Below are 24,010 nucleotides of genomic sequence, written 5' to 3'. Positions count from 1 at the left end.
GGTCACGGGCTGGCGAACACCCCGGACACGATCATGTCCTCGCGCTGCTCCTGCTTGTCGGGGCGCAGCCGCCCGCCCCGGGTCAGCATGACGGTGCCGTGCAGCAGCGCCCAACCGACCTCGGCGAGCGTGTCGGGGTCACGGCCGGCGGCCAGCGGCGCCAGGGCCGCGCGCAGCTCGGCGAAGGCCGCCCGGGGCGCCCCGGGACCCGGGTCGCGGCCCAGGGTGAGATCCGAGGTGTGGGCGAGCATCGCGTCGTAGACCTCGGGACTGGCGTACGCGAAGTCCAGGTAGGCCGTCACCACGGCCGGCCACTCGCCGTGCCCGCCCCCGATGGCGGTCTCCCGGGCGGCGGCGAGCGCGGCGGCCAGGTCGGCGAAGCCGAGCACCGCCACGGCGGACATCAGCGCGGCGGGATCCGGAAACCAGCGGTAGACGTCCTCGATGTCGACCCCGATCCGCTCGGCCAGCCGGCGGTGGGTCACCGCCGCCCACCCCTCCGCCTCGGCCAACCCCCGGGCGGCCAGCGCGACACGCTCGCGCTCGGCCGGTGCGGCGTCTGATCCGTCTGCTGGCGACACGCCGCCGATGCTAGCGAGCGTCACCACCCGTGACGACTCCGCGACGGATTGACGACTGTCGTCGGCCGGGAACGGCGGACCGGAGCCGGGACGACGCCTCGGCGCGGGGACACGGCGACACGGGCGGGTCAGCGCCGCCGGGTGAGGATCAGGTCGGCGACCAGCGCCGTCCAGCCGGTCTGGTGCCAGGCGCCCAGCCCCGCGCCGTTGTCGCCGTGGAAGTACTCGGGGAAACAGATCAGGTCCCGCCAGTCCGGGTGGGTCTGGAAGAGCTGGGCGGCACCGTAGATCGGCCGCCGCCCCCAGCCGTCGCGGGTGAACAGCGAGATCAGCCGGGCGGAGAGGTCGTCGGCGACCTCGTCGAGGGTCCGCTTCACGCCGGAGCGCGTCGGATACTCCACCTGCAGGTCGTCGCCGAAGAAGGCGGCGTAGTCGCGCAGCGCGCTGATCAGCAGGAAGTTGGTCGGCATCCAGATCGGGCCGCGCCAGTTCGAGTTGCCCCCGAACAGGCCACTGGTCGACTCGGCCGGTTCGTAGCCGACGCTGAACTCCTGCCCGCCGAGGGTCACCGAGAACGGCTTGTCCAGGTGGGCCCGGGACAGCGTACGCAGGCCGTACTCGGAGAGGAACTCGTCGGTGTCGAGCATCCGGGCGAGCAGCCGGACGATCTGCTCCGGGCCGACCATGGACAGCAGCCGGTGCTGGCGGCCGTCGGGCCCCAGCCGCCGGGCGCCGATGACGTCGGCGTACTCGGGGCGGTTGGTGAGGAACCAGCGCAGCCGGGCGTGCAGCTCGGGCAGCCGGTGCAGCGTACGGGCGGTGAGCCGGGTCGTCGCGGCCAACGGCAGCAGGCCGACGACCGAACGCACCCGCAGGGGCACCTTCGTGCCGTCGGCGAGCCGCAGCACGTCGTAGAAGAACGCGTCCTCGGCGTCCCACAGCCCCTGCTCGTACGCGGCGGCGGCGATGTAGGCGAAGTGCTCGAAGAACTTCGTGGCGGTGTCGACCCAGGTGCGGTCGTGCTCGGCCAGCACCACGGCGATGTCGAGCAGGTTCAGCGCGTACATGGCCATCCAGGCGGTGCCGTCGGACTGCTCCAGCACCCCGGCCACCGGCAGCGCCGCCGAGCGGTCGAACGGGCCGACGTTGTCCAGCCCGAGGAAGCCGCCCTCGAAGACGTTGTTGCCGACGGTGTCCTTGCGGTTGACCCACCAGGTGAAGTTGAGCAGCAGCTTGTGCATCACCCGGGCCAGGAAGTCGTGGTCCCGCCCGCCGTCGATCTCGAAGACCTTCAGCGCCGCCCACGCGTGCACCGGCGGGTTCACGTCGCCGAACGCCCACTCGTACGCCGGGATCTGGCCGTTGGGGTGCAGGTACCACTCCCGCAACAGGAGCAGCAGCTGCTCCTTGGCGAACCCGGGGTCGACCCGGGCGATGCTGACGCAGTGGAAGGCCAGGTCCCAGGCCGCGTACCAGGGGTACTCCCACGGGTCCGGCATGGAGATCACGTCGAAGCTCGTCATGTGCCGCCAGGCGCTGTTGCGCCCGTGCCGGCGGCCGGAGGGCGGGGGCGCGGAGCCGGGATCGCCCTCCAGCCAGCGCTTGACGTCGAAGTGGTAGAACTGCTTGCCCCACATCAGCCCGGCGATCGCCTGCCGGGCGACCAGGGCCTCGTCCGGGGTCGCGGCGGCCGGGATCACCCCGGCGAAGAACCGGTTCGCCTCCGCCCGGCGGGCCCACACCACCGCGTCGAAGCCGTCACCGAGGTCCGCCCGCGGTGGCGGGGCGCCGCCGGGCGGCGGGGCGGTACGGGTCAGCCGCAGCCGGATCCGCCGCTGTGCCCCGGCCGGCACCTCCAGCACGTAGTGCAGGGCGCCCTTGGTGCCCTCCCGGGCGGGGTTGACGGTCTCGGCCCCGTCGACCACGTGGTCGTTGATGCCGTCCTTCGGGTAGCGGGAGCGGCCGGGCAGCCCCCAGAGCCGCTCGGCGTTGGTGTCGTTGTCGCAGAGCAGCGGCGTCGGCTCGCCGTCGCCCTCCAGCAGCAGCTGGCCGAGCACCCGGTGCTCGCCGACCAGCCGCGATCCCTCGCCGACCAGCCGGGGCACCCGGTCACCGCCGGGCAGCCCCCAGGCCCACGTGTTGCGGAACCAGAGGGTGGGCAGCACGTGCAGGGTGGCCTCCCGGTCACCCCGGTTGGCCACGGTGATCACGACGCACAGGTCCGTCGGGGTCGCCTTCGCGTAGTCGACGGTCACCGCCCAGTACCGGTCGTCGTCGAAGATGCCGGTGTCGACCAGCTCGTACTCGGTGTCGTCCCGGCCGCGCAGCGCGTTGACCGCGACCAGCTCGTCGTACGGGAAGGCCGCCTGCGGGTAGTGGTACCGCCAGCGCATCCAGGAGTGGGTGGGGGTGGAGTCCTCGTACCACCAGTACTCCTTGGCGTCCTCGCCGTGGTTGCCGCCGTCGCCGCCGAGGCCGAACATCCGCTCCTTGAGGATCGGGTCCCTGCCGTTCCAGAGGGCGAGCGCGAAGCAGAACGTCTGCCGGTCGTCGCAGACGCCGGCCATGCCGTCCTCGCTCCACCGGTAGGCTCGGGACCGCGCGTGGTCGTGCGGGAAGTAGTCCCAGGCCGTACCGTGCTCGCTGTAGTCCTCCCGCACCGTCCCCCACGCCCGCTCGGACAGATAGGGACCCCATGCGCGCCACTCCTGCTCCCCGGCGTCGGCCTGAGCCAGCCGGAGCCGTTCGGGGTCGGGCGCGTGGTCGTCGGAGAGCGGCACGTCGGTGATCACTCGGACATCTTCGACGTCGCCTGGAGACTTCACCACAGGAGCCATTCTCGTCGTGGCGTGTTACACCCCGCCGCCGGTGGAGGAAAGTTGATCGACATTCGTTTCGGTCCGCAGGTCTGCGGCGACCTGACCGGCGGGGCCGCCCGGGAGTGGCTGGTCACCGACGGTCTCGGCGGCTACGCCACCGGCACGGTGAGCGGGCTGCGCACCCGCCGCTACCACGGCCTGCTCGTGGTGGCCGGCGAAACGCCGGCGTCGCGCCGGGTGGGACTCGTCGGCCTCGATCCGGCCGTGCTCCTCCCCTCCGGCGCCCGGGTGCGCCTGGGCGCGCACGAATGGTCCTCCGGCGACGTCGACCCGCGCGGCTTCGAGCTGCTGGAGCGGTTCGACCTGAGCGACGGCCTGCCCCGGTGGCGCTGGCGGGTCGGCGACGTGGTGATCGAGCGCGAGCTGGCGATGACGCACGGCCGGTCGTGCGTGGCCGTGGTGCACCGGCTGGTCTCCGGCGGACCGGTGCGCCTCGACCTGGCCGCGGTCTGCACGTGGCGCGACGCGCACGGCGAGCGCCGTGCCGACGGCCCGGCCCCGCGGGTGGAGCCGGTGTCGGGCGGGGCGGTGGTCGAGGGCGCGTTCCGGCTCGCCGGGCCGGACTGGGCCCCGGAGGGCCAGTGGTGGCACGGTGCGCACCACCGGGAGGAGGCGGCGCGCGGTCTGAACCCCGACGAGGACCTCTGGTACGCGGGCCGGTTCTCGGGCGCGCTGGAGCGCCCGGGCGACACGGTGTCGGTGCTCGCGTGGGCCGGCGAGCTGGCCGAGGAGCCGCCCCCGGCCACCGAGGTGGTCGCGGCGGCGCGCGCCCGCAACCGTCGGGTGGTGGCCGCGGCGAAGCCGGCCGACGAGGTCGAGGCGACGCTCACGCTGGCCGCCGACGCGTTCGTGGTCGGGACGGCCACCGGGCCGGACGTGGTGGCCGGCTACCCGTGGTTCGGCGCCTGGTCGCGGGACACGATGATCTCCTACGAGGGGCTGTTCCTCTGCACCAACCGGGCCGACGAGGGCCGCCAGCTGCTGCGGTCGTACGCGGCGACGCTGTCGCAGGGGATGCTCGCCAACACCGCCGACACCGGGCGGGTCGAGTACAACACCGTCGACGCGACCCTGTGGTTCCTGCACGCGGTGAGCCGGCACGTCACCGTCACCGGCGACACCGACCTCGGTGACGAGCTGCTGCCCGCGCTGCACGGCGTGGTCGACGCGCACCTGGCCGGCACCCGCTTCAACATCGCCGTCGACCCCGCCGACGGACTGCTCACCCAGGGCGGCACCCCCGGCACGGCGCTGACCTGGATGGACGCCCGCGTCTACGGGGTGCCGGTCACCCCGCGTACCGGCAAGCCGGTGGAGGTCAACGCGCTCTGGGTCAACGGGCTGGCCGGCCTGGCCGAGTTGACCGAGCTGGCGGGGCGGGACGCGGGCGAGCTGTGGCGGCTGCACGGGCGGGCGGCCGCCGCGTTCGCCGACCGGTTCCCGGCACCGACGGGCTGGCTGCACGACGTGGTGGACGCGCCCGCGCCGGCGTACCCGCTGGGCGGGGCCACCCAGCACGACGACGACCTGCTGCGCCCCAACCAGCTGCTGGCCTGGTCGCTGCCGTACGCGCCGCTGGAGCCCGACGAGGCCACCGTGCGCCGGGTCGCCGCCGGGCTGCTCACCCCGCTGGGCCCGCGCAGCCTGGCCCCCGACTCGCCCGAGTTCGTCGGGCGGCACCGGGGCGGTCCGGCCGAGCGGGACGGCGCCTACCACCAGGGCACCGTCTGGCCGTGGCTGCTCGGCCCGTACGCCGACGCCGCCCGACGGGCCAGGATGCCGGTCGACGACCTCTTCGTCGGCGTCGAGGCCCACCTGACCGAGTACGGCCTCGGATCGGTGAGCGAGACGGCCGACGGCCTCGCGCCGCACGCCGCGACGGGCTGCCCGTTCCAGGCGTGGTCGGTCGCCGAACTGCTGCGCGTCCGCAGGAACGGTCGGTAGCGCTTTACACGACCGCAACGGCGGCGTCTCCGCCGGTTAGCCGGCCACCAGCAGGATGGGTCCCGATCCGGGCGCGGCCCCGGTGGGCGCCGGTTCGGCGCCCACCGGACGGGCTCGGGGGACAACTCAGAGGGGGCCGCATGTCACCTGACGCCGACGTGATCGACATCCATCCCGCCCGGCGACAGCGGGTGCTGATGCTCTCCTGGGAGTACCCGCCGGTGCTGGTCGGTGGCCTCGGCCGGCACGTGCACGCCCTCTCCGTCGCCCTGGCCGCCGCCGGGCACGAGGTCACCGTCGTCACCCGGCACACCGACGGCGCACCCCTCGAGGAGTACGCCGACGGCGTCCGCATCCTGCGGGCCGCCGAGGACCCGGTCACCTTCCCCCTGGCCACCTCCTCCCTGCTCGCCTGGACCATGGCCTTCAACCACACCCTCACCCGCGCCGCCCTGCGCGCCACCGAGGCCGGCGCCTACGACGTCATCCACGCCCACGACTGGCTCGTCGCGCACACCGCGACGACCCTCGCCGAGCACCTCGACCTGCCCCTGGTGACCACCATCCACGCCACCGAGGCCGGCCGGCACCAGGGCTGGCTGCCGGAGGAGATGAACCGCACGATCCACGGCGTCGAGCACTGGCTGAGCAACGCCTCCACCCGGGTCATCGCCTGCTCCGGCTACATGCGGGACCAGGTCACGACGCTCTTCGACGTGCCGACCGGGCAGGTCGACGTGGTGCCCAACGGGGTCGACGACCGGGCCTGGCGCGCCGGGCCGGGGGCGGTCACCGCCGCCCGGGCCCGCTTCGCCGGCGACGGCCCGCTCGTCGGGTACGCCGGCAGGCTGGTCTACGAGAAGGGCGTGCAACACCTGGTGCACGCCGTGCCGTACCTGCGCGAGCGGCACCCCGGGCTGCGGGTGGTGATCGCGGGCGAGGGCCCGTACCGCGCCGAGTTGGAGGACGAGACCCGCCGCCTCGCGCTCGGGCAGACCGTACGCTTCACGGGGTTCCTGGACTCGACCCGGCTGCCCGCGCTGCTCGGCGCCACCGACGCGACCGTGGTGCCCAGCCTCTACGAGCCGTTCGGGATGGTGGCCCTGGAGGCCGCGGCGGCCGGTGCGCCGCTGGCCGTGGCCCGTACCGGCGGCCTCGCCGAGATCGTCGAGCCGGGCGTGACCGGGGTGACCTTCCCACACAGCGACCCGGACGCCCTCGGCGCGGCCGTCGACCGGCTCCTCGGCGACGAGGTCTTCGCCAGGCGGGTGGCCCGGCGGGCGCGCACCATGGTCGGCCGGCGGTACGGCTGGGCGACCATCGCCACCCGCACGGCGGGCACGTACGCGGCGGCCCGCCGGGAGCACGGCACGACGCGGGCCCGGCACGCCACCGCCCGGCTCGGCGGGGCCCACCGGAAGATCACCATCCCGGAGGGGAACCTGCTCGCGGTCGGCGGCGCCCGCTGAACAGCCGACCGCCGGGCCGTCCGGTGTCCGACAGAGCCACCCCGTAGGCCGCCTCGCAGGGCATACTTCCTGCCGGTGTGGCGGAGCCACCCACCCCTCCCCCGCCACCGTCCCCGGTGGACCGTCCGGGCGATGCCCCTGCGCCACACCGGCGAACTACAGTGGCGTAGTTTTGGCGCTCAAGATCCCTGGGGAGGGCGAGCCGACATGATGGGACCGTCCCACGCGCTGTCCGGCGCGGCGGTATGGCTGACCGGATCCTGGGCGCTGCAACAGTTCGCCGACTACCACCAGTCGCCGCTGGAACTCGCCGTCGGCACGGCGGTCTGCGCCGGTGGGGCGCTCTTCCCCGATCTCGACCTGTCCGGCAAGGTGACCCGCAACCAGGGCGGGGCGACGGTCGCCCGCACCTTCGGCGTGTTCTCGCTCTTCATCGCCGAGGTGATGGAGAAGATCTCGCTCGGGGTCTACTACGCGACGAAGCTCAGCAAGGACCCGCGCCGCAACAACGGCCACCGCACCCTGACCCACACCATCCCGTTCACCCTGCTGGTCGGCTGGGGCACCACCACGCTCTGCGCCGCGTACGGCAAGTGGGCCGTCATCGGCATCCTGTTCTTCATGTTCGGGCTGGCGTTGCGCGGCCTGTTCGACAAGTGGGCGGAGCGTGCCGGCTGGGTCATCGTGACCCTCGCGTCGGCCGCCGCCGCCTGGTACACCTTCGCCAACCTGCCCGGCGGCCGGGGCTACCCGCTGATCGGCACCGCCGTCGGGGTGGGCTGCTTCGTGCACATCCTCGGCGACATGATCACCCGGGCCGGGGTGCCCATCCTCTGGCCCATCCCGATCAAGCGTCGGATGTGGACGCCGATCGGCCTGCCGAACAAGATCGCCCTGCGGGCCGGCGGCAAGACCGAGGTGGTGGTCGTGCGGGCCGTACTGACCGTGATCTCGGTGCTCGCGGCGGCCGGGCTGGTCGCCCCGTCGGTGCTGCAACGCTTCAACATCGACATCTGACGGCCTTCCTCGCGCCCCCGGCCGGTGGCCGGGCGGCTAGGCGCCGATGCGCTGCGGTGGGACGGTCAGCCCGTAGAGCGCCATCAACTCCGGGGTGTCGACCCGGCTGCCGTCGGCCACCGAGTCGCAGGAGATGTCGACGATCTGGTCCTTGTGCGCCAGCAGGTACGGCCGGGCGCCGACGTCCGCGCTGGCCAGGGTGGCGATGCCGGACCAGTGCCGGCGTCCGAACAGCATCGGGTAGCCGCGCAGCCCGTCGTAGGTCGCGCAGACCAGCACGTCGGGGTACGGCAGCGCGACCACCCGGCGTACGGCGGCGGCGGTCAGGCCGGGCATGTCGACCGGCACCACCACTACCGCCTCGATGCCCTCGTCGTCGAGCGCGGCCAGGCCGGCCCGGATGGACGAGCCGACACCGGTCCCCCACGCCCTATTGATCACCACCGTGGCCCGGCTCAGGTCGGCCGTCTGGCGAACCTGGTCGGCGGCGGCGCCGAGCACGACCACGATCCGCTCGCAGCCCGCCTCGGTCATCGTGTCGATCATCCGGCCCACCAGGGGCTTCTCCCCCTGGTGCAGCAGCGCCTCCGGGCCGCCGATACGACGTCCCCCGCCCGCGGCGATGATCATTCCTGCGATCCGGTTCAGCTGGGCCCCCTCCACCGTGGAGCGGGCCGTGGCCCGGGGGCACGGCCCGCTCCGTCGTACGGACATCGGGAGCAACGAGGACAAGGCAGACCGGGTAGCGGGGCGAAAAGGGAAAATAGTGCAACTGTTACCGAGGGCGGAACGTCACCGGACGCCCGTTCCGGGCCGTACCCGCGAGAGCGTCAGGCTGCGCGTGCGGGAGCGTCAGGCTGCGCGTGCGGGAGCGTCAGGTCGCGCATGCGAGAGCGTCAGGCCGCGTCGGCGTAGCAGTCGACGACGGACAGGTCCAGCGGGAAGCGGACCGGGGTGTCGCCGAAGAGCAGCGTGGCGGCCTGCTCGCCGCACCGGGTGACGGCCTCGGCGACCGCGTCGGCCCGCTCCACCGGGCAGTGCACGATCACCTCGTCGTGCTGGAAGAAGACCAGCTCACCGCCAGTGCCGGCGAGCTGGCCGCGCAGCGTCGCCAGCAGGGTCGAGGCCCACTCGGCGGCGGTGGCCTGGATGACGAAGTTGCGGGTGAACCGCCCCCGTGACCGGGCCGCCCGCGCCCGCGGCGACCGCGGATCGTCGCCGCCGTCGGGGATGTCGGCGTCGGGATCGCCGAACCCGGCCGTGCCGGGCGGGCAGGTGCGCCCGAGCCAGGAACGCACCAGCCCGCCGGTCTCCCCCGTGCGGGCGGCCGCCTCCACGTAGGCGAAGGCCGTCGGATAGTTGCGCCGCAGCACCGCCAACGCCGGCACCGCAGCACCGCCGGTCTGCCCGTACATCGCGCCGAGCAGCGCCACCTTCGCCCGGGGCCGGTCGCCGCCGAAGGCGTCCTGGGCGAGGGCGGCGTAGAGGTCACCGGCACCGCCGGCGGCGGCGAGCCGGGCGTCGCCGGAGACCGCGGCGAGCACCCTCGGCTCCAGTTGGCCGGCGTCGGCCACCACGAACCGCCAGCCCGGATCGGCCACCACCGCCCGCCGGATGACCTTGGGGATCTGCAACGCGCCGCCGCCCCGGGTCGCCCAGCGGCCGGAGACGACCCCACCCGGGACGTATTCCGGCTGGAACCGACCGTCGCGCACCCAGGCGTCGCGCCAGGCCCAGCCGTGCGCCGTCCAGATCCGGTAGAGCTCCTTGTATTCCAGCACCAGCGGCACCGCCGGGTGGTCCACCCCGCGCAGCACCCACGCCCGGGTGTTGGGCACCTCCACGCCGGCGCGGGCGAACGCCCGCAGCAGCTCCGCCGGGGAGTCGGCGTGCAACTGGCGTACGCCGAACGCGTCGGCGATCCGCGCGGCCAGCTCGGCCAGCCGCCGGGGCGGGCCACCCACCGGCGACGGCTCGCCGAGCAGCTCGGCGAGGATCTCGTCGTGCACGTCGGCGCGCCAGGGCAGCCCGGCGACCCCCATCTCGACCGCGATCAGCGCGCCGGCCGACTCGGCGGCGACCAGCAGCCGGAACCGGCCGGGATGCTCGGTCGCGGCGATCCGGGTGAGCTGGTCGGCGTACACCCGGGTCAGGGCCTCGATGCCGGGGCCCGGCGGACCGGGCAGGGCGTCGAAGAGCGCACCCTGGCCGTGGCCGGGCGGCGCGGCCGGGCGCGGCGGCGGGTCGGCCGGCACCGGCGCGCCGGTCAGCCGGGCCCAGGCCGCCGCGAACGAACGCGGCTCGCCCCAGCGGCCGGCGTGACCGAGCAGCAGGGCCTCGGTCAGCTCGACGTCGTGGCAGCGCTCGACGCGCACCCCGGCACGCAGCAGCGCCGGGTAGATCGTCGCGCCGGAGGCCCACACCCAGCGGGGCCGCTCCGCCGCCTCGCGCTGCGCGACGGCGGCGGCGAGGTCGGCGACCGGGCACACCGGACCGGCCGGACGCCCGGCGACGTCGAGGGGTTGCAGCGCTCCCCCGCCCCGCTCGTCCGAGACCACCGCCACCAGCACGGACGTGATTCTGCCTCGTCCCTGCGACACTCCACCCACCAGCCGCCGCACCTCGGCCGGACCGGTCCGCCGCGACCGTGGGCCGAACCTGCCGACGGTCGGCAAGGCGAGGGGCGGTGCGGCGGTGCCCGGCTCGGTAGCGTGAGCCGGTGCCACCACGGATCCCCCACCCCGAGCCCGGCACTCCCGACATCCGGGGGCCCCTGCCGTACCTGTGGTGGCTGGTCCGCTGCCAACCGTGGCGGGTGCTGCGCGGCAGCCTGCTCGGCACAGCCTGGATGACCGCCCTGTCGGTCCGGCCCTACCTGATCTCCCGCGCGGTGGACGACGGACTGCGCACCGGCGACACGCGCGCCCTGGCCCTGTGGGTGGCGGCGATCGTCGTCGCCGGCCTGGGGCTGTCCTTCCTGGGCATCATGCGCCACCGCACGATGACCTTCATCCGCGAGGACGCCAAGGCCCGCTCGGCGGCCGTGGTGCTCCGCAAGCTGTCCCGGGTCGGCGCCGCGCTGCCGAACCGGGCGGCGGCGGGCGAGGTGGCCACGGTCGGCGGCACCGACATCGACCGGGTGGCGCAGGTGATGACGCTGACCGGGCCCGGGGTCGGCGCGGTGGTCGCCTACTTCGTGGTCGCCGCCGTGCTCTGGTCGATCTCGCCCCCGCTCGCGCTCTGCGTGCTGGTGGGCGTGCCCTCGGTCGGCCTGGTCGTCGCCCCCATGCTGCGCCGGCTGGAGCGGGCGGAGTCGGTCTACCGGCAGCAGCAGGGTGAGCTGACCGCCCGGTCGGGCGACATCGTGGCCGGGCTGCGGGTGCTCGCCGGGGTGGGCGGTCGGGACCTGTTCGCCCGCCGGTACGCGGCCCGCTCGCGCGACCTGCTCGCCGAGGGCTACCGGGTGGGCGCGGTCAACAGCTGGATCGACGCGGCGACGGTGGCCGTCCCCGGGCTGTTCCTCGCGGCGGTGGTGTGGCTGTCGGCCCGGATGGCCGTCACCGGCGACATCAGCGTCGGGGAACTGGTCGCCGTCTACGGCTACGTCGCGACACTCGTCGTGCCGGTCTGGTTCCTGTTGGAGGGCGGCCACCAACTGATCCGGGGCCGGGTCGCGGCGAGCCGGATCGTCGCCCTGCTCGCCGTGACGCCGGACGACGTCGGCGGGACACCAGCCACGCCGGACGACGTCGGTCGGACACCCGCCGCGCCGGACGGCGTCCGTGGGACATCCGCCGCGCCGGCCCGCGTGGCGACTGTTCCGGGCAGCCGGCGGCCGGCGGACCCCACCACCCCGGTCGCCACCCCGGCCGGCCCCGCCGACCTGCACGACCCGGCGAGCGGGCTGACGGTCCGGGCGGGCCGGCTCACCGCGGTGGCCGCCGCCGACCCGGCCGAGGCGGTCGCGCTGGCCGACCGGCTCGGCCGGTACGCCGTCAGCGACGTCACCTGGGGCGGCGTGCCGTTGACCGGCGTCGGGCTCGACCAGGTGCGGGCCCGCATCCTGGTCGCCGACCACGACGCCCACCTGTTCGCCGGGACACTGCGCGACGTGCTCGTCGGGGCCCGCACCGACGCCGACCGCGAGCGGCTCACCGCCGCCCTGCACGCCGCGTCGGCCGAGGACGTCGTCGACGCCCTGCCACGCGGGCTCGACACCCCGCTGGACACCCGCGCCCGTGCCCTCTCCGGCGGCCAACGGCAACGCGTCCGGCTGGCCCGGGCGTTGCTCGCCGACCCGGAGGTGCTGATCCTCGTCGAGCCGACCTCGGCGGTGGACGCGCACACCGAGGCGCGGATCGCCGAGCGGCTGCGCCGCGCGCGGGCCGGGCGGACCACCGTCGTGCTCACCACCTCGCCGCTGCTGCTCGGCCGGGCCGACGAGGTCGCGTACCTGGTCGCGGGGCGGGTCACCGCCACCGGCGGGCACGCCGACCTGCTCGAACGGGACCAGGGCTACCGGCGGCTCGTGGCCCGCGGCGACGCCGACGCCGAGCAGGCGCTGCGGTGAGCGGGTTGCCGGTCGCCGACCGGTCCGCCGTACGCCGGGCCACGCGCGGGCTGATCGCCGGGGACCGGCGCGCCGTCGGAGTCGTGCTGGCGTTGAACGCGAGCGCCACGGTCGCCGGGCTCGCCCCGCCGTGGCTGCTCGGCACCATCGTCGACCGGGTGTCCGCCGGGGCCGGCGTCGCCACCGTGGACCGGCTCGCCCTGGCGATCGGCGGGGCCGTGCTGGCGCAGACGCTGCTGTCGCGCTACGCGCAGTACGCCGGCCACCGCTTCGGCGAGCGGACCGTGGCCCGGCTGCGCGAGGAGTTCGTGCGGCGGACCCTGGACCTGCCCGTCGGCGTCGTCGAGCGGGCCGGCTCCGGGGACCTGGCGACCCGCAGCTCGGTCGACGTGTCGACGGTCGGCACCACCGTCCGGGACGTGGTGCCGACCATCGTCATCGCCTCGGTGCAGCTGACGCTGCTGTTCGGGGCGGTCTTCCTGCTGCACCCCCTGCTCGGGCTGGCCGCGCTGGCCGGGCTGCCGACGATCGTCGGGATGACCCGGTGGTACCTGCGGCGCGCCAGCCCGGCTTACCTGGCCGAGGGGGCGGCCGCCGCCGAGCTGACCGAGACGCTCACGAGCACCGCTGAGGGCGCCCGTACCGTCGAGGCCTTCCGCCTCGCCGACGAGCGGATCGGGCACGGCACGGCGCGCATCGCACGGGTCTGGGCCGCCCGGCGGGCGACCCTGGCGCTGCGCACCGTGTTCTTCACCGTGGTGGAGGCCAGCTACCCGCTGCCCGTCGCCGCGCTGCTGCTGGCGCGGGGCGAGGTGTCCCTCGGCGCGGTGGTCGCCGCCGCGCTCTACCTGCAACAGGCGATCGAGCCGCTGGACCGGATCCTGCAGTGGACGGAGCAGGCGCAGCGCGGCTTCGCCTCGTTCGCCCGGGTGCTCGGCGTCGGCCAGGTGCCGCCGGAGCCGCCCGGCCGGGCCGCCGCCCCGGTGGACGAGCGGCTGGTGGTCCAGGGGGCCCGGTTCGCGTACGGCGACGGGCCCGACGTGCTGCACGGCATCGACCTGGAGGTACGTCCCGGCGAGCGGTTGGCGCTCGTCGGACCGTCGGGGGCCGGGAAGTCCACGCTGGCCCGGCTGCTCGCGGGGATCGACGCGCCCCGGGAGGGGGTCGTCAGCGTCGGCGGCTGCCCGGTGACCGACCTGGACCCGGCCGAGCGGCGGCGGCGCATCGCGCTGGTCACCCAGGAGCACCACGTCTTCATCGGCTCGCTACGCGACAACCTCGCGTTCGCGGCCCCGGACGCCTCCGACGACCGGATGCGCGCCGCGCTGGCCACGGTCGGCGCCGACTGGCACGCCCGCCTGCCCGATGGTCTCGACACCCCCCTCGGCGACGGGGCGCACCAGCTCGGCGCCGCCGAGGCCCAGCAGCTCGCGCTGGCCCGGCTGGTGCTCGCCGACCCGCACACGCTGATCCTCGACGAGGCGACGGCCGCCCTCGACCCGACCACCGCCCGGCGCACCGAGCGGGCCCTGGCCGCCCTGCTCACCGGGCGGACGGTGATCGCGATCGCACACCGGCTCAACACCGCGCACGACGCCGACCGGGTGGCCGTGCTGGAGGGAGGCCGGATCACCGAGCTGGGCAGCCACGACGACCTGGTCCGGGCCGGCGGCCCCTATGCCGCCCTCTGGCGTTCCTGGCACCCGTGACCCGGCCGGGTCACTTCACCGCGCCGGAGGTGAGGCCGGACTGGATCTGACGTTGGAAGATCGCGTAGACGATGATCATCGGGAGGATGGCGATGGTCAGGGCGGCGAAGAGGCCGGACCAGTCGGCCTCGTAGCCGGCGTTCACCGAGATATCGGCGATGCCCTGGGTGAGCACCCACTTGTCCTTGGCGTTGGAGAGCAGCACGAGCGGCAGCTGGTACTGCGCCCACTGGCCGATGATGTTGAAGATACCGACGCTGATCAGGCCCGGCTTCGCCATCGGCAGCATCACCTGGAAGAACAGCCGGGTGTGCGAACAGCCGTCGATCATGCCCGCCTCGGCGACCGACGTCGGCAGCGTCTTGAAGAACGCGGTCAGGAAGAACACGGTGAACGGCAGCGAGTAGGCGATGTAGACCAGCACCAGCCCGGTGTGGGTGTCCAGCAGCCCCAGGTTCTTCACCACGAAGAAGAGCGGCACCAGGGCGAGGAAGACCGGGAACGCCAGCCCCGAGACGAACAGGTAGTAGATCGCCCGGTTGCCCCAGAACCTGTAACGCGCCAGCACGTACGCGGCCATCGAACCGAACAGCATGGTGCCGAGGACGCTGAACGTCACCACGATCACACTGTTCAGGAAGTATCGGCCGACGTTGGCCGTGGTCCACGCCCGGGCGTAGTTCTCGAACCGCAGCTCCGCCGGGAGCGTCCACGGGCTGCTGAAGATCTCCGTGGTGTTCTTGAACGAGGCGAGGAAGGTCCAGAGGATCGGCACGATCACGATCACCGCCCAGACCGCGAGCGCCACGTGCCCGAGGCTGGCGAAGAACCGTACCTCCGAGCGTCGGCCCCCGCCCCCGCGCTTGCCCGCGGCGCCCGGCTTGACGTTCTTCGGCGGTAGTGCCGCCGGTGTCGGCGGCAGCGTCGTCTGCGGGTTCATCAGTACTCCACGCTTTCCCGCTTGGTCAGCCGCAGCGTCAACGCCGCGAACGTGAGGGTGAGGAAGAACAGCGCCACGCCCATGGCCGAGGCGTAGCCGTACTTCGAGTAGTGGAAGGCGTTGCGGTAGATCTCCATGGCCAGCACCGTGGTCGCGCCGTCGGGGCCGCCGCCGTCCACCGAGAGCACCGAGACGATGGCGAACGCGTCGAACGCGGCGATGCCCAGGTAGACCCAGGCGACCTGGAGGGTGTCCCAGAGCAGCGGCAGGGTGACCCGGAAGAAGAGCGTCACCCGGCTCGCCCCGTCGATCTCGGCGGCCTCGTAGATCTCGCCCGGAATGGAGGCCATGCCCGCCGAGAAGAGCACCACGTAGAAGCCGACCGCCTGCCAGACCAGCACGGCGATGATCGACCAGAGCGCCAGGTTCGGCCGGACCAGGAAGAGCACCGGGTCGAAGCCGAGCTTCATCAGCACGCCGTTGATCAGACCGGACTCGTTCGGCCGGTAGACCATCTGGAACAGCACCGCGATGATGGCCACCGCCAGGACCTGGGGGAAGAAGAACACCACCCGGTAGAACTTCGACCCCCAGACCCCCTGACGCTGCCCGCCGCTGCTCTTGCCGCCCACGTTGAGCATGAACGAGAAGAACAGCGCGATGGCGATGGTGATCAGCGGCAGGGCAAGCAGCAGTACGCCGTGGTGCTGGACGGCCTTCCAGAAGTTGTCGTCGTCGAACAACCTCCGGTAGTTGTCGAAGCCCACCCACTGCGGGGCGGAGAACCCCCGCCAGTTGGTCGTCGAGATCTGGAACGCCTGCGCGTACGGCGCGATGACGAAGACCACGTACAGCGTGACCGGGACGAAGAGGAACCCGATCACGAACGGATACTTGCCGTGCCGCATGACCCTCACGCCCCGATCAGCGCTTGAACTTGGTGGTGGAGCTGTCCTTCTTGATCGCGTCGGCCCGCTTCTGGATGCGCTCCACGAAGGCGTCCGCCTTGATCCGGCCGAACATCAGCTCGTTGGTGGCCGTGCGGACCTCCGTGTCGAGCTCCTTGTACCAGCCGTCGAAGTAGATGTTGAACACGTCCTGGCCGGCCGCCTTGAGCGCGGCCTGCGAGCTGGCCACACCGGGCGGGAAGGCGAAGCCGTCCGAGCCGGCGGTCACCACGGTCGGGGCCTTGACCGTCTCGGTGAAGCCCTTCGCGCCGGCCACCGAGAGCATCCGGCGCATGTACTCCAGGCCGCCCTTGGGGTTCTTGCTCTTGGCCGAGACGAAGTAGCCCTCACCGGCGGTCGCCCGCAGCGCCGTCGCCGGCAGCTTGTCCGCCGCGGACAGGCTCGGCACCGGCATCATCTGGTAGTCGAAGCCGGACGGGGTGTCCTTCTTCTGCTCGCCCTCCAGCCAGTCGCCGCTGGGGTAGAACGCCAGCTTGTACTGGTTCTGCCGCAGCTGCACGTCGGTGTGCTTGAGCCCCTCGAAGCTCTTGTCGACGTACTTGGCGCCGATCTCGGCCCACGCCGCGGCGGCCTGCTTGACCGCGTCCTGCTGCCAGGCGCCGTCCTCCAGGTTGTCGATGTTCTTCAGCACGTCCGTGCCGCCGATCTTCGCCGCGTGGGTGAGGATCACGTTCCACTGGTAGTACGCGGCGTTCGCCCCGGCGTAGCCGTACGGGGTGATGCCCTTGGCCTTGATCTTGTCGAGCAGGGCGGTGAACTCCGACCAGTCCTTCGCCGGCGCCCAGCCGTTGTCCTTGAACAGCTTGCCCGAATACCAGATGCCGAAGACGGTGGAGACGTAGTACAGGACGTACGGCTTGCCGTTGAAGGACCCGGCCTCGACGGTGCCCGGCACCACGGTGTCCCGGACCTTCTTGTTCGGGTCGTCGACCGACGGGGCGTCCCACAGCTCGGTGAGGTCCTGGAGCTGGCCGTCGGCGACCAGGGCGCCGAAGTCCATCATCTTCTCGCCGGAGTTGTTCACGAACTCCGGCGGGTTGCCCGAGGCGAACCGCGGCTGGAGCACCGTGGACACGGCCTGCGTCGACTGGTGCTTGATCTCGGCCTTCGGGAACGCCGTCTTGTACAGCGGCTGGTGCACGTCGGTGGCGTACTTCTCGCCGTAGCCACCGTTGAAGATGACCACCTCGATGGCAGCGTCCTCGGCGACACCGAGCGGGTTGGTGGCGCTCTTGGTGCCGCCGGCGACCTGCTCGTTCTCCTCGTCGCCACCGCTGGTCGCGCAGGCGCTCAGCAGGCCGATGGCCGGGGTGGCGAGCAGGCCCACCGCGGCGGCCCGGCGCAGCACGGTCCGGCGGCTCAGGTCGGCCGGGTTGTCGGGGGTAATCGGCATCGTCGTCTCTCCTTGGGATGTTCGGGTCAGGCGGTCCGCCGGAGGCGCCCGGCGTACCGCGACTCGAGGGCGTGGTTGTGCTCGTCCCCGCCGGGGACGTTGGCGGAGAGGTAGATAGGGGGTACCTCCCCGGCCTGGTGGAACCGTCGTACGACCTCGGCGGTCAGCAGCTGCGCCAGCAGCGCCGCGGTGACCGAGGAGACCGCACAGACCGCGCCGCCGCCCTCGAGCGGCAGCAGTGCGTCGCCGTACGGCGCGCCGTTGTCCAGCACGACGTCGGCGAGGTCGGCGAGGCGCCGGCCGGACGGGTGCCGTGGGGCGACCCGTGCGGTGTGCGCGACCGAGGTGACCGCGATCAGCGGGTGGCCGCGTCCGGTGACCAGTGTCGCCAGCTCGACCACGGAGCCGTTGATGCCGGACTGGGACGCCACCACGAACACGTCCCGCGGCTGCGGGGCCGCCAGCGCGTAGAGCTGATGGGCGACGGCGGGGTCGCGCTCCAGCTTCGGGTCGGCGAGCACGTCGCGCGGGGCGTCGCCGTGCAGCACCAGGTCGTGCAGGGAGAGCCGGTTGGTGGGCACCAGCCCGCCGGCCCGCGCGACCAGCTCGGCGGCGAACGCCTCGGAGTGGCCGGCGCCGAACGCCTGGAGCACCCCACCGGCACGCAGGCTGGTGGCGATCAGGTCGGCGGCGGCACCGATCCCGTCGGCGCTGGCGTCGACGAGCCGGTCGAGCACCGGGCGGACGGCGTCGGCGTACGCCTGGGCGCTGATCATGCGCTGGCCCCCTTCGCGGCCTTGTGCCCGTCGACGGCCTGGGCGGTACGCCGGAAGGCCGCGTGGGCGCGGTCGTGGGTGCGCTGGGCGACGGCGATGTAGAGCAGGTCGAGCACGACCAGCTGCGGGTGCCGGGCGGACAGCGCGTCGGGGCGGAAGGTGGTGGCCTGGCTGGCGGTGAGCAGCACGATGTCGGCCAGCTCGGCCAGCGGCGAGCGCGGGAAACCGGTCAGCGCCACGGTGGTCGCGCCCCGGCTGCCCGCCTCGGCGAGCATCTCGATGGTCTCCCGGGTCTGGCCGGTGTGCGAGATGCCGAGCGCCACGTCGCCCTGACGCAGCAGGGCCGCGCTGGCCAGCCCCTCGTGCACGTCGTTCCAGGCCCAGGCCGCCACCCCGATGCGGTGCAGGCTGAACTGCATCTCCTCGCCGACCAGGGCGCTGCCGCTGGCGCCGAAGATGTTCACCCGCGACGCACCGGCGATGGCGACGGCGGCCCGTTCCACCTCGGCGAGGTCGAGCAGCGCGGCGGTGTCGTGCATGGCGCGGGTGTCGGCGGCCATGATCTGGTCGAGGACCCGGGAGAGGGGGTCGCTCGGCTGGATCTCGCGTCCGATGTCGACGGTCCACCCCGCCGAGCGGGCCCGGCCGGTCTCCGCGGCGATGCCCAGGCGCAGGTCGGCGTAGCCCTCGAAGCCCATCGCGCGGCAGAACCGGGTGATCGTCGCCGGTGAGGTGCCGCTGCGCTCGGCCAGCTCCACGATGGTCGCCCGGGCGGCGGCCTCGGGGTCGCTGAGCACGTGCTCGGCGACGCGGCGCAGAGCACCCGTCAGCTCGCCCACGCCGGCGCGGACCCGCGCCAGCACGCCGTCGGGGCCGACCCCGAGCGCCCCCCGTCGGTCGACCGCGACGGCGTCGACCACCGCGGTCCCCGCGGGGGTGTCGACCTCGTGATCAACCATGGGGCACCTTTCCGAAAAGAAGGTTAACTGTTAGTGGTAAAAGTTCTTACTGAAAGCCCCTCCGTGTCAAGACCATGGGCGAAGTTTTCAAACTGTTACCTGGCGCACACGCCCCGAGGCGCTCCGCCCCTTGCCCGCCGCGGCCGGGCCGACCAGCATGAACGCGGCGTCGATCGAAGGAGTGGCTGCGGATGTCCGACACCGTCGTGGTCGGTCTCGATGTCGGCGGTACGTCGACCCGGGCGACCGCCCTGGCCCTGGACGGGCGACGCTTGGGCAGCGGTCGGGCGGGCGGCGGGAACCCCACCAGCCACGGCGCCGAACGGGCCGCCGGCGAACTGCTGGCCGCCCTGCGGGAGGCGCTCACCGACGTCGATCCCGCCCGGGTACGGGGCGGCACGATCGGGCTGGCCGGAGCGGGCCGACTCCTCGCCGACCCGGCCGGGCGGGACGCCTTCGACCGGGCCTGGCGCGACGCCGGCCTGCGCTGCCCGTACGCGGTGCACGGCGACGCGCTGGTCGCGTACGCGTCGGGCACCGCGAGCCCCGAGGGCACCGTGCTCATCGCCGGCACCGGGGCGATCGCCGCCGGGGTCCGCGAGCTACGGCTCGACCGGGTGGCCGACGGTCACGGCTGGCTGCTCGGCGACGCCGGATCGGGCTTCTGGCTGGGCCGCGAGGCCGTCCGCCGGCTGCTCACCGACCTGGACCGGGCCCAGGCGCCGGGCGCGCTGGCGACCGAGGTACTCACCGCGCTGCTCGGCTCCGCCGAGGTGGCGGCCCGCCCCCGGGACACCGTCGACGCGCTGGTCCAGGCGGTCACCCGGCAGCCTCCCGTGGAGCTGGCCCGGCTCGCGCCCCTGGTGGTCGCCGCCGCGGTGGCCGGGGAGCCGGTCGCCGCCGGGCTGATCGACGAGGCCGCCGCGCACCTGGCGGCGAGCGCCGCGCGGATCCGACCGCCCGGTGACACCACCCCGGTCGTGCTCGGCGGCGGCCTGCTGACCGGCGACACCCCGCTGGCCGCTGCGGTCCGCGACGAGGTCGCCCGGCGGTGGCCGGACGCCCCGCTGCACTCGGCCGGCGACGGCGCCGCAGCGGCCGCCTGGCTGGCCGCCCGCGACCTGCCCGAGGTGACCGAACCGGTCGCCCTGCACGCCCGCCTGGTGCCGCCGACGTCCTGACCGGCCCCGCCCACAGACCGGCCTCCCGATCGGCGTCGCCCTCCCGCGCCGGCGTCCGGGGCCGCGACCGCCGTGGGTGGCCTTCCTCCCGACGACCGTCGCCCTCCCGCCCCTCGATCAGGGGGCGGGAGGGCGATGACGGTGAGGGCGACGGCGCGAGCCGCGCCTGCCGGCCGACAGGTGATCGGGAACGGACGAGGCTACTTGAGCTGGCCGGCGGTCAGACCCGACTGGATCTGCCTCTGGAAGAGGATGTAGACGATCAGCACCGGCAGCGTGGCGATCGTCAGGCCCGCGAAGAGTCCGCTGTAGTCGCCCTGGTAGCCCTGGCTGACCGCCAGGGCGGCAAGGCCCTGTGCCAGCACCCACTTGGAGTCGTCGCCCTGCATCAGCACCTGCGGCAGGATGAACTGGTTCCAGTGGTTGAGGAAGTTGAAGATCGCGATGCTGATCAGACCCGGTCGGGCCATCGGCAGCATCACCCGGAAGAAGAGCCGGAAGTGGCCACAGCCGTCTATCAGCGCCGCCTCCGCGACCGCGGTCGGCAGGGTCCGGAAGAAGGCGGTGAGGAAGAAGACGGTGAACGGCAACGAGTAGGCGGCGTACACCAGCACCAGTCCGGTCCAGGTGCCGAAGAGACCGGCGTTGCGCACCACGAAGAACAGCGGCACGAGGGCCAGGAAGACGGGGAACATCATCCCGCCGACGAACAGGTAGTAGAGGAACTGCCGGCCCCGGAACTCGTACCGGGCGAAGACGTACGCCGCCGTGGCGCCCAGCAGCATGGTCAGGGTGAGCGATCCGGTCACCACGATGGCGCTGTTCAGGAAGTACTGGCCGATGTGCGCCTCGGTCCAGGCCCGCGCCCAGTTCTCGAACCGCAGCGCGCCGGGCAGCCCCCACGGGTCGGAGAGGATCTCCTTGTCGCTCTTGAACGAGCTGAGGAACATCCAGAGCAGTGGGAGCGCGGTCAACGCGCCCCAGAGCAGCAGGAACCAGTGCGAGAAGACGTTGGCGACGCCGATGTCGCGGCGGAGCTTGCGGGCCTGCGGCGTTGGCTGGTCCGCCACGGCGGTGCCGTCGGACGCGGTCCTGTCGAGGGTTGTCACGAGTACTCGATCCGATCACGCCGGGCGGCGCGCAGCGCCAGTGCCGCCACCGAGAGGGTCAGGAAGAACAGCACCACGCCGATCGCCGAGGCATAGCCGAACCTGCTCTCGCTGCCGAACGCGGTCTCGTACATCCGCAGGCCGATGACGTCGGAGGAGAAGTTGGGGCCACCGTTGGTCATCTGCTGGATCAGGATGAACCCGTCCAGGGCCGCGATCGCGAGGTAGATCCAGGCGACCTGCACGGTGTCCCAGAGCAGCGGAATGGTGATCTTGCGTAGGGTGGTCCACCGCGACGCCCCGTCGAGCATCACCGCCTCGTAGATGTCGCGCGGGATCGCCGACATCGCCGCCCCGAAGAGCACCACGTAGAAGCCGACGTTGCTCCAGACCATCACCGCCAGTACGCACCAGAAGGCGAACCGGGGTTCACCGAGCCAGGCTGGCGTGGGCAGCCCGACGGTGCCGAGGGCACCGTTGAGCAGGCCGCTGTTGGGGTGGTAGACCTCTTTCCACAGCAGGGCGATGATGACCACGGAGAGCACCTGCGGGAAGAAGTAGACCATCCGGTACACGGATGTGCCGCGTACGCCGGTCACCCCCGCCCGGCCCTTGCGACCGCCCATGCTGAGCATCGTGGCGAAGAAGAGGCCGAGCACGATGGTCACCACCGGCACGATCGCGAGCAGCCACGCGTTGTTCTTCAGGGCGTTCCACACCCGTCCGTCGTCCAGCAGGCGCTCGAAGTTGGCCAGTCCGACGGAGTTGGTCTCGGCCGAGTAGCCGAGCCAGTCGGTGGTCGAGATCTGGAAGGCCTGCAGGTACGGCGAGAGCACGAAGATGCCGTAGAGCAGCAGCGGCGGCACCAGGAACGTGATGATCAGCGGGTACTTGCCATGTCTCACGAGAAGGACCTACTCCCCCAGCGGTGGGCCGGTGGGGGCTGACCCGCCCCCACCGGCCGGATGTCACGCGGCCCGCTTGTACTTCTTGACCGCGCTGTCCTGGGCGATCGAGTCGGCGCCCTTCTGGCACATGTCGAGGAACTCGGCCGGGCCGATCCGACCGCTGAAGAACTCGCCGCACGCGGCGTCGACGAGCTCACGCTCCAGCTTGCGGTAGTAGTTGTTGTAGACCCAGTTGAAGCCGTTGCTGCCGGACGCGTCCAGCGCCTTGCTCACGGTGCTGAGGCCGAACGGCAGCTCGACGCCTTCGGTCGACCCGGCCACCACGGTCAGGCTGGAGACCTTCTTGGTGAAGTCCTGGGCGCCCTTCTTCGACAGCATGACCCGGAAGTACTCCAGGCCGCCGGCCAGGTTCTTCGCCTTGGCCGGGATCATGAACGGCTCGCCGGCGGTGCCGCGGATCGCCTCGAACGGCAGTTTGTCGCCGCTGCCCAGGCTGGGCGTCGGCTGGATCGTCATGTTGAAGCCCTCGGGGGTGACCTTCTTCTGCTCGCTCTCCAGCCAGGAGCCGCAGGAGATGAAGGCGGCCTTGCCCTGGCACCAGGCGGTCTGCGACTGCACGTGGTCGAGGCCCGGCGAGCCGGAGAGGATGTAGCCGTCCTTGACGATCTGGTGCCAGGCGTCCGCCGCGGCCTTCATCGCGTCGGACTTCCACGCGTTGGGCTCGAGGTTGTCGATCGCGGTGGCGACGGACGGGCCGCCGAACTTGATGGCCGTGGCGATCACCGGCCAGCTCATGTAGCGGGGGTGCTTGCCCGCGTACGTCCACGGGGCGATGCCGGCCGCCTTGATCTGCTTGCACAGGGCGATGTGCTCGTCCCAGGTCTTGGCGTACTGCCAGCCCCGGTCGGCGAAGAGCTTGGTGGAGTGCCAGATGCCGTAGGCGGTGTAGGTGTAGTTCAACACCATGAACTTGCCGTCGTACGAGCCGACCTCGACGGCGCCCGGCAGCAGCGTGTCCTTGACCGTCTTGCCGGGGATGTCGAGGCTCGGCGCGGCGAGCAGCTCGCCCAGGTCGGCGATGGCGTTCTGGGAGACCAGGCTGTTGAAGTCGATCTGGTCCTTGCCGGAGTTGTTGACCACGTCGGGCGGGGTGCCGTCGACGAAGCGCGGCTGGAGGGTCTTGGCGATCTCCTGCGTCGCGGAGTGGTTGATCTTCGCCTTCGGGTACTTCTCGGTGTACATGGCCTCGTGGGCCTTCGCGTACTCCTCACCGAAGCCGCCGTTGAAGATCACCACCTCGAGGGGCGCGTCCTCCTTCACCCCGAGCGGGTTCTGCTCGCTCTTGGTGCCCTTGTAGGTCTCGGCGTCGCCCTTGTCGCCGCCACCGCCCGTGGCGCAGCCGGCCAGCAGGCCGGCGGCGGGGGTGGCCAGGAGGCCCGCGGCGGCGGTGCGCCGCAGAATGTCACGCCTGTTCATGGTCTCTCCTCGGATCGGTCCGGGCGGCCCGCCGGATGGGGGATGGCGACCGCCGCACGAGGCGCAGGGGAATTTGTCTTCAGTTCGCAACATGTTGCTGAAGAATTTCTACGGCAGGAGGGCTCGGACTT

General features: G+C 72.8%; 18 protein-coding genes. 6 read left to right on the top strand and 12 right to left on the bottom strand.

What is annotated here, in order from left to right; translation table 11 throughout:
• Nucleotides 1-2 precede the first annotated feature (2 nt).
• Both ACGFIR_RS24525 and ACGFIR_RS24520 read right to left on the bottom strand, forming a co-directional pair.
• Nucleotides 3-581: a TetR/AcrR family transcriptional regulator gene (locus tag ACGFIR_RS24525; protein WP_393002693.1), complete on the bottom strand. Its 579-nt coding sequence runs from the start codon at nucleotides 579-581 to the stop codon at nucleotides 3-5.
• A 128-nt stretch (nucleotides 582-709) separates the two neighbouring features.
• Nucleotides 710-3,418: a glucosidase gene (locus tag ACGFIR_RS24520; protein ID WP_393002691.1), complete on the bottom strand. Its 2,709-nt coding sequence runs from the start codon at nucleotides 3,416-3,418 to the stop codon at nucleotides 710-712.
• A gap of 42 nt (nucleotides 3,419-3,460) precedes the next feature.
• Here ACGFIR_RS24520 and ACGFIR_RS24515 point away from each other — a divergent pair, with 42 nt between their 5' ends.
• From ACGFIR_RS24515 to ACGFIR_RS24505, 3 genes are all read left to right on the top strand, one after another.
• A complete protein-coding gene (locus ACGFIR_RS24515; protein ID WP_393147359.1) occupies nucleotides 3,461-5,404 on the top strand; it encodes an amylo-alpha-1,6-glucosidase in 1,944 nt (647 codons plus the stop codon).
• Between the two features lie 140 nt (nucleotides 5,405-5,544).
• On the top strand, nucleotides 5,545-6,873 hold the full coding sequence (locus ACGFIR_RS24510; protein WP_393147357.1) for a glycosyltransferase family 4 protein: 1,329 nt from the start codon (nucleotides 5,545-5,547) through the stop codon (nucleotides 6,871-6,873).
• 207 nt (nucleotides 6,874-7,080) lie between these two features.
• The gene (locus tag ACGFIR_RS24505) at nucleotides 7,081-7,890 is read left to right on the top strand and encodes a metal-dependent hydrolase (RefSeq protein ID WP_393002685.1); all 810 of its coding nucleotides are present in this window, start codon (nucleotides 7,081-7,083) and stop codon (nucleotides 7,888-7,890) included.
• Between the two features lie 36 nt (nucleotides 7,891-7,926).
• On the opposite strand, the gene ACGFIR_RS24500 is transcribed toward ACGFIR_RS24505, so the two are convergent.
• Both ACGFIR_RS24500 and ACGFIR_RS24495 read right to left on the bottom strand, forming a co-directional pair.
• Nucleotides 7,927-8,520 carry an NTP transferase domain-containing protein gene (locus tag ACGFIR_RS24500; RefSeq protein ID WP_393002683.1) on the bottom strand — a complete coding sequence of 198 codons (594 nt, stop codon included), beginning with the start codon at nucleotides 8,518-8,520 and terminating at the stop codon, nucleotides 7,927-7,929.
• Between the two features lie 266 nt (nucleotides 8,521-8,786).
• On the bottom strand, nucleotides 8,787-10,460 hold the full coding sequence (locus ACGFIR_RS24495) for a bifunctional 3'-5' exonuclease/DNA polymerase (RefSeq protein ID WP_393002681.1): 1,674 nt from the start codon (nucleotides 10,458-10,460) through the stop codon (nucleotides 8,787-8,789).
• 245 nt (nucleotides 10,461-10,705) lie between these two features.
• Between ACGFIR_RS24495 and ACGFIR_RS24490 the strand changes: the two genes are divergently transcribed.
• Complete coding sequence (locus ACGFIR_RS24490) at nucleotides 10,706-12,460, top strand: ABC transporter ATP-binding protein (protein WP_393147723.1); 1,755 nt, start codon at nucleotides 10,706-10,708, stop codon at nucleotides 12,458-12,460.
• On the top strand, nucleotides 12,457-14,169 hold the full coding sequence (locus tag ACGFIR_RS24485) for an ABC transporter ATP-binding protein (protein WP_393147355.1): 1,713 nt from the start codon (nucleotides 12,457-12,459) through the stop codon (nucleotides 14,167-14,169). Before ACGFIR_RS24490 ends, ACGFIR_RS24485 begins: the two co-directional genes overlap by 4 nt.
• Before the next feature lie 10 nt (nucleotides 14,170-14,179).
• On the opposite strand, the gene ACGFIR_RS24480 is transcribed toward ACGFIR_RS24485, so the two are convergent.
• The 5 genes from ACGFIR_RS24480 to ACGFIR_RS24460 are packed head-to-tail and all read right to left on the bottom strand — an operon-like array spanning nucleotide 14,180 to nucleotide 19,205.
• The gene (locus tag ACGFIR_RS24480) at nucleotides 14,180-15,109 is read right to left on the bottom strand and encodes a carbohydrate ABC transporter permease (protein ID WP_393147353.1); all 930 of its coding nucleotides are present in this window, start codon (nucleotides 15,107-15,109) and stop codon (nucleotides 14,180-14,182) included.
• Nucleotides 15,109-16,017: a carbohydrate ABC transporter permease gene (locus ACGFIR_RS24475; RefSeq protein WP_393147721.1), complete on the bottom strand. Its 909-nt coding sequence runs from the start codon at nucleotides 16,015-16,017 to the stop codon at nucleotides 15,109-15,111. The genes ACGFIR_RS24480 and ACGFIR_RS24475 overlap by 1 nt, the downstream gene beginning before the upstream one ends.
• A 16-nt stretch (nucleotides 16,018-16,033) precedes the next feature.
• Nucleotides 16,034-17,470, bottom strand: a complete 1,437-nt coding sequence (ngcE, locus tag ACGFIR_RS24470) for an N-acetylglucosamine/diacetylchitobiose ABC transporter substrate-binding protein (RefSeq protein ID WP_393002675.1) — start codon at nucleotides 17,468-17,470, stop codon at nucleotides 16,034-16,036.
• A gap of 26 nt (nucleotides 17,471-17,496) precedes the next feature.
• Entirely contained in the window at nucleotides 17,497-18,246 is a 750-nt protein-coding gene (locus tag ACGFIR_RS24465) for a sugar isomerase domain-containing protein (RefSeq protein ID WP_393002673.1), read from the bottom strand.
• The gene (locus tag ACGFIR_RS24460; RefSeq protein ID WP_393002671.1) at nucleotides 18,243-19,205 is read right to left on the bottom strand and encodes a MurR/RpiR family transcriptional regulator; all 963 of its coding nucleotides are present in this window, start codon (nucleotides 19,203-19,205) and stop codon (nucleotides 18,243-18,245) included. The genes ACGFIR_RS24465 and ACGFIR_RS24460 overlap by 4 nt, the downstream gene beginning before the upstream one ends.
• A 191-nt stretch (nucleotides 19,206-19,396) precedes the next feature.
• On the opposite strand from ACGFIR_RS24460, the gene ACGFIR_RS24455 reads away from it, so the two are divergent.
• Nucleotides 19,397-20,386, top strand: coding sequence for an N-acetylglucosamine kinase (locus ACGFIR_RS24455; protein WP_393147351.1), 990 nt, complete (start codon nucleotides 19,397-19,399; stop codon nucleotides 20,384-20,386).
• Nucleotides 20,387-20,586: 200 nt separating this feature from the next.
• On the opposite strand, the gene ACGFIR_RS24450 is transcribed toward ACGFIR_RS24455, so the two are convergent.
• From ACGFIR_RS24450 to ngcE (ACGFIR_RS24440), 3 genes are all read right to left on the bottom strand, one after another.
• Nucleotides 20,587-21,495, bottom strand: a complete 909-nt coding sequence (locus ACGFIR_RS24450; protein ID WP_393002667.1) for a carbohydrate ABC transporter permease — start codon at nucleotides 21,493-21,495, stop codon at nucleotides 20,587-20,589.
• Nucleotides 21,492-22,400 carry a carbohydrate ABC transporter permease gene (locus ACGFIR_RS24445; RefSeq protein ID WP_393002665.1) on the bottom strand — a complete coding sequence of 303 codons (909 nt, stop codon included), beginning with the start codon at nucleotides 22,398-22,400 and terminating at the stop codon, nucleotides 21,492-21,494. Before ACGFIR_RS24445 ends, ACGFIR_RS24450 begins: the two co-directional genes overlap by 4 nt.
• Nucleotides 22,401-22,463: 63 nt before the next feature.
• Nucleotides 22,464-23,879: an N-acetylglucosamine/diacetylchitobiose ABC transporter substrate-binding protein gene (gene ngcE / locus ACGFIR_RS24440; protein WP_393002663.1), complete on the bottom strand. Its 1,416-nt coding sequence runs from the start codon at nucleotides 23,877-23,879 to the stop codon at nucleotides 22,464-22,466.
• Between the last annotated feature and the right edge of the window lie 131 nt (nucleotides 23,880-24,010).

The organism is Micromonospora sp. NPDC049051, assembly GCF_043197575.1.
In the GTDB taxonomy this organism is placed as follows: domain Bacteria; phylum Actinomycetota; class Actinomycetes; order Mycobacteriales; family Micromonosporaceae; genus Micromonospora.
This window is presented reverse-complemented; position numbering and strand designations above follow the sequence as displayed.

What these genes read in the sequence shown, in the direction of transcription:
- ACGFIR_RS24520 (WP_393002691.1), bottom strand. Translation starts at nt 3,418, where the DNA reads ATGGCTCCTGTGGTGAAGTCTCCAGGCGACGTCGAAGATGTCCGAGTG.
- ACGFIR_RS24510 (WP_393147357.1), top strand. Translation starts at nt 5,545, where the DNA reads ATGTCACCTGACGCCGACGTGATCGACATCCATCCCGCCCGGCGACAG.
- ACGFIR_RS24505 (WP_393002685.1), top strand. Translation starts at nt 7,081, where the DNA reads ATGATGGGACCGTCCCACGCGCTGTCCGGCGCGGCGGTATGGCTGACC.
- ACGFIR_RS24500 (WP_393002683.1), bottom strand. Translation starts at nt 8,520, where the DNA reads ATGATCATCGCCGCGGGCGGGGGACGTCGTATCGGCGGCCCGGAGGCG.
- ACGFIR_RS24480 (WP_393147353.1), bottom strand. Translation starts at nt 15,109, where the DNA reads ATGAACCCGCAGACGACGCTGCCGCCGACACCGGCGGCACTACCGCCG.
- ACGFIR_RS24475 (WP_393147721.1), bottom strand. Translation starts at nt 16,017, where the DNA reads ATGCGGCACGGCAAGTATCCGTTCGTGATCGGGTTCCTCTTCGTCCCG.
- ngcE (WP_393002675.1), bottom strand. Translation starts at nt 17,470, where the DNA reads ATGCCGATTACCCCCGACAACCCGGCCGACCTGAGCCGCCGGACCGTG.
- ACGFIR_RS24465 (WP_393002673.1), bottom strand. Translation starts at nt 18,246, where the DNA reads ATGATCAGCGCCCAGGCGTACGCCGACGCCGTCCGCCCGGTGCTCGAC.
- ACGFIR_RS24460 (WP_393002671.1), bottom strand. Translation starts at nt 19,205, where the DNA reads ATGGTTGATCACGAGGTCGACACCCCCGCGGGGACCGCGGTGGTCGAC.
- ACGFIR_RS24455 (WP_393147351.1), top strand. Translation starts at nt 19,397, where the DNA reads ATGTCCGACACCGTCGTGGTCGGTCTCGATGTCGGCGGTACGTCGACC.
- ngcE (WP_393002663.1), bottom strand. Translation starts at nt 23,879, where the DNA reads ATGAACAGGCGTGACATTCTGCGGCGCACCGCCGCCGCGGGCCTCCTG.